The following is a 4,258-nucleotide window of genomic DNA, read 5'->3' on the forward strand; positions in this document are numbered from 1 at the left end:
TCACACGCCTCCATCGACTCCGCAAAAACCGGACAGACCCCCCACAACTCCCGCCCCATCCCAACCCACTGCGCACCCTGACCCGGAAAAACGAACACCGCACCATCAGGGGCCGCATCAAAGCTCCCGGACACGGCGCCCGGAGCGACGCCACCACCGGACGCCAACCCGTCCAGGGCACCCGTCAGTTCGGAGGTCTCCGCGCCGATCACTACGGCCCGGTGCTCCAAGGCGGCCCGTGTCGCCGCCAACGACCAGGCGATGTCCACCGGCCGCACACCCTCACCGGCCGACCCCACGAACGACGCCAACCGCCCCGCCTGACCCGCCAACCCCTCAGCACCACGACCCGACACCACCCACGGCACCACACCACCAGCCGCAAACACCGGGCTCGCGGCGTCATCGGTGGGACGCGGTTCCTCCGCGCCGGGATCGGGCTCCGGCGCCTGCTCCAGCACCACGTGGGCGTTGGTGCCGCTGCCGCCGAAGGAGGAGACCCCCACGCGGCGCGGGCGGCCGGTCTCGGGCCATTCCTGGTTCTCCGCAAGGAGTTCGACCGTGCCGGAGGACCAGTCGACGTGCGGTGTCGGCTCGTCCAGGTGCAGCGTCCGCGGGAGAACGCCGTGCCGCATCGCGAGCACCATTTTGATGACGCCTGCAATGCCCGAACTCGCCTGGAGATGGCCGATGTTGGACTTCAGCGCGCCCATACGCAGCGGCTGCTCGCGCTCCTGGCCGTAGGTGGCGATGACGGCCTGCGCCTCGATCGGGTCGCCCAGTGTCGTGCCGGTGCCGTGCGCCTCGACCGCGTCGACGAGGTCCGGGGTGAGCCGCGCGTTGGCGAGCGCCGCCCGGATCACACGCTCCTGCGAAGGACCGTTGGGCGCGGTGAGACCATTGCTCGCACCGTCCTGGTTGACGGCCGAACCCCGCACCACCGCCAGCACCGGATGGCCGTTGCGCCGGGCATCCGACAACCGCTCCAGCAGCAGCACCCCCACACCCTCGCCCCAGCCCGTACCGTCCGCACCCGCCGCGAACGGCTTGCACCGCCCATCCGGCGCAAGCCCCCGCTGCCGGCTGAACTCCACGAAGTTGCGGGGGCCGGCCATGACGGTGGCGCCGGAGGCGATGGCGAGGCGACACTCGTCCTGGCGCAGGGCCTGCACGGCCAGGTGCAGCGCGACCAGGGACGAGGAGCACATGGTGTCGACCGTGACGGCGGGTCCCTCGAAGCCGAGGGTGTAGGCGATACGGCCGGACAGCACCGCGCCCGAGCCGCCGGTCAGCATGTGGCCCTCGACGCGGTCCCGGGCTTGGGCGGCCGAAGCTCCGTAGCCCTGGTCGCTGCTGCCGACGAAGACGCCCGCGCTCTCGCCGCGCAGGGAGCCCGGGTCGATGCCCGCCCGCTCCAGCACCTCCCAGGAGGTCTCCAGCAGCAGCCGCTGCTGCGGGTCCATCACGGTCGCCTCGCGCGGCGAGATGCCGAAGAAGCCGGGGTCGAAGTCGCCCGCGTCATACAGGAACGAACCGGAGCGCGTATAGGTCGTGCCCTGGTGCTCGGGGTCCGGGTGGTACAGGCCCTCCAGGTCCCAGCCGCGGTCCGCGGGCAGTTCGGAGACGGTGTCGGCGCCCGCCACGAGCAGATCCCAGAAGTCCTCGGGAGTGTGGGCGTTCCCGGGAAAGCGACAGCTCATCGAGACGATGGCGATGGGCTCCTGATGGCGGGCCTCGACCTCCTGGAGGCGTCGGCGGGCCTGCCGCAGATCGGTGGTGACCCGCTTGAGGTAGTCGCGGAGCTTGTCCTCGTTAGCCATGAACGTCATCAGTCCCTAGGAGCAGGCCCGGAGGCTCTGAGTCATTCCTACTGCGGTTGGCAACCGGCAAATCGGACGGCCTAGTTGAGGCCGAGCTCCTTGTCGATCAGGTCGAACATCTCGTCGTCGGAGACGGCTTCGAGCACTTCGTCGTCAGAGTCGCCGCCGTCCCCCGGTTTCTCCACCGGACTGTCTGACAGCCGCCACAGCAGTGCCTGCAGCCGGGTGGTGATCCGGGCGCGGGAGGCATCATCGGCGGGGTCGAGCGCGGCGACGGCCGCCTCCAGCTCATCCAGCGGCGCAAGATCCTGGGCATCCGCCGGTTCCGTGTCCGGGGCCAGGGCGGTCAGCAGCCGCTCGCCGAGGGCGGCCGGCGTGGGATGGTCGAACACCACGGTGGCCGGAAGGCTGAGCCCGGTCGCCGCCTTGAGGCGGTTGCGCAGCTCCACCGCGGTCACGGAGTCGAAGCCGAGGTCGCGGAAGGCGTGGGCGGGGCCGATCGCACCTATTCCGTCATGACGGAGGACCGCCGCAACCTGCGTACGGACGAGATGGAGCACAGTCCGCTGCTGCTCGGCCCTGCTCACCCCTGCCAGTCGGCGGCCGAACGGCTGAGACCCGCCGGTTGCCGCCCCGGCATCGGCGGCGTCCACGCCCGCGCCGCCACGTGCCGCCTCGGACTGGCTGTGCCGGACCTCCGGGATCTCGTCGAAGAGTCGACGGCGGCGGGCGGCCGAGTAGGTCGCCGCGAACCGGTCCCAGTTCATGTCGGCGACGACCAGGAATGGTACGTCGTACGCAAGGGCCTGCGGTACGGCGCCCACGGCCACCTCGGGGTCCATGGCGGTCACACCGTAGCCGCGCAGCCGGTCGCCCTCGGCCTCGTGGACCATGCCACCGCCGGCCCAGGCGCCCCAGGCGATGGAGGTGGCCACGCGGCCCCGGCTCCGGCGCCACTCCGCGAATGCGTCGAGATAGGCGTTGGCTGCCGCGTACCCGAAGTGGCCACCGTCCCCCCACACACCCGCGCCCGATGAGAACAGCACGAACGCCTCCAGCGGACGGTCCGCGAGCAGCGCGTCGAGATGGAGGGCTCCCGCGATCTTCGCGTCCGCCACCTCCTGCAGAGCGCCGGGATCCATGTCCTGGAGCGCGACGGCCGGCGGCTCGACGCCCGCCGCGTGCACCACGGCGTTGACCGGGGCGCTCGCCGGGACCTTCGCGAGCAGCTTGGCCAGCGCTTCCCAGTCCGTGATGTCGCATGAGGCGATGGTGACGCGGGCGCCGAGCGCGGTCAGCTCCGCCTCCAGGTCGGCCGCACCGGGCGCCCCCGGTCCACGGCGGCTGACCAGCAGCAGATGTTCGGCACCGGTCGCGGCCAGCCGCCGGGCGAGGTGGGCGCCGAGCGCTCCCGTGCCACCGGTGATGAGCGTCGTACCCGAGAAGCCGACCGCGCGGGGCTCACTCGCTTCGGCGTCGACCGGCTTCCGTACCATGCGGCGTACGTAGAGGCCGTCCGAGCGTACGGCGAACTGGTCCTCGGCCTCGTCGCCCGCCAGGGCCGCGAAGAAGCGGCTCCAGATGCGGGCGTCGCGCTGTCCGGCGGGGGCGAGCGCAGGGGAATCGACGGGCTCGGCGTGATCGGGGGGCACAGGGAGGTCGATGAGACCCCCCCAACGCTCGGGGTGGTCCAGCCCGTAGACCCGGCCGAGGCCCCAGACGGCGGCGTGTTCCGGAACGGGTCCGGCGGCGGGCGTCGTGTCAGGACCGGGCACAGAGACCGCTCCCTGGGTGACGGTCCACAGCGGTGCCTCCGATTCCGCGTCCGTCAGGGCCTGCATGAGGAGCAGCGTTGCGGTGACGGCTCCGGGTACGGCGCAGGACTGCGGCTCGGCGACTGGGCGGGGGTCCCCCGGGGCGAGCGGAAGCAGGTTGAGTACGGCACCCGTGTGCGGGTTCCGCTCGAGGGCCTCCCGCAGGCGGTCCGCGAGAGCGGCCCGGTCCTCCCGTGTCACATCGAAGGCGACCGTGACGACTCCTTCGACCGCCTCCTGGTCGCGCAGTTGCGCGACGAGCTCGTGGGCCGTGCTGCCCCCGGCGCCACCATCGCAACCGGGCAGGACCACCAACCAGTGCGAGGACAACGGGGTCGTTCCGGCTGACGCATCGCCGGGCTGCCATGTCACGGTGTAGCGCCAGGAGTCCAGCAGAGCGCTTTCGCGCTTGCGCCGACGCCACTCGGCAAGCACGGGCAGCATCGGCTCAGCCGTGCCCAACGACTCGCGATGTTCCGGCGCGAGGTCGAGCGCATGGGCGAGAGCCTCCAGATCCTCGCGTTCGACGGCCTCCCAGAAACGAGCGTCCACATCCCGGCCGGAATCGATGGAAGCACGGGCGGGAGCGGTCTTCTCCAGCCAGTAGCGGCGGTGCTGGAAGGC

Annotated in this window: 2 protein-coding genes; both read right to left on the minus strand. The window is 71.7% G+C overall.

Annotated elements, in window-relative coordinates; genetic code table 11:
- Positions 1-1,820: type I polyketide synthase (locus AB0M26_RS31350; protein ID WP_365266319.1), on the minus strand; the 1,820-nt coding region annotated here is incomplete at its 3' end.
- 80 nt (positions 1,821-1,900) lie between these two features.
- Positions 1,901-4,258, minus strand: a 2,358-nt coding sequence (locus tag AB0M26_RS31355) for an SDR family NAD(P)-dependent oxidoreductase (RefSeq protein WP_365266322.1), incomplete at its 5' end; no start/stop codon positions are given.

The sequence above is a fragment of the Streptomyces sp. NPDC051776 genome (genome assembly GCF_040681345.1).
In the GTDB taxonomy this organism is placed as follows: domain Bacteria; phylum Actinomycetota; class Actinomycetes; order Streptomycetales; family Streptomycetaceae; genus Streptomyces.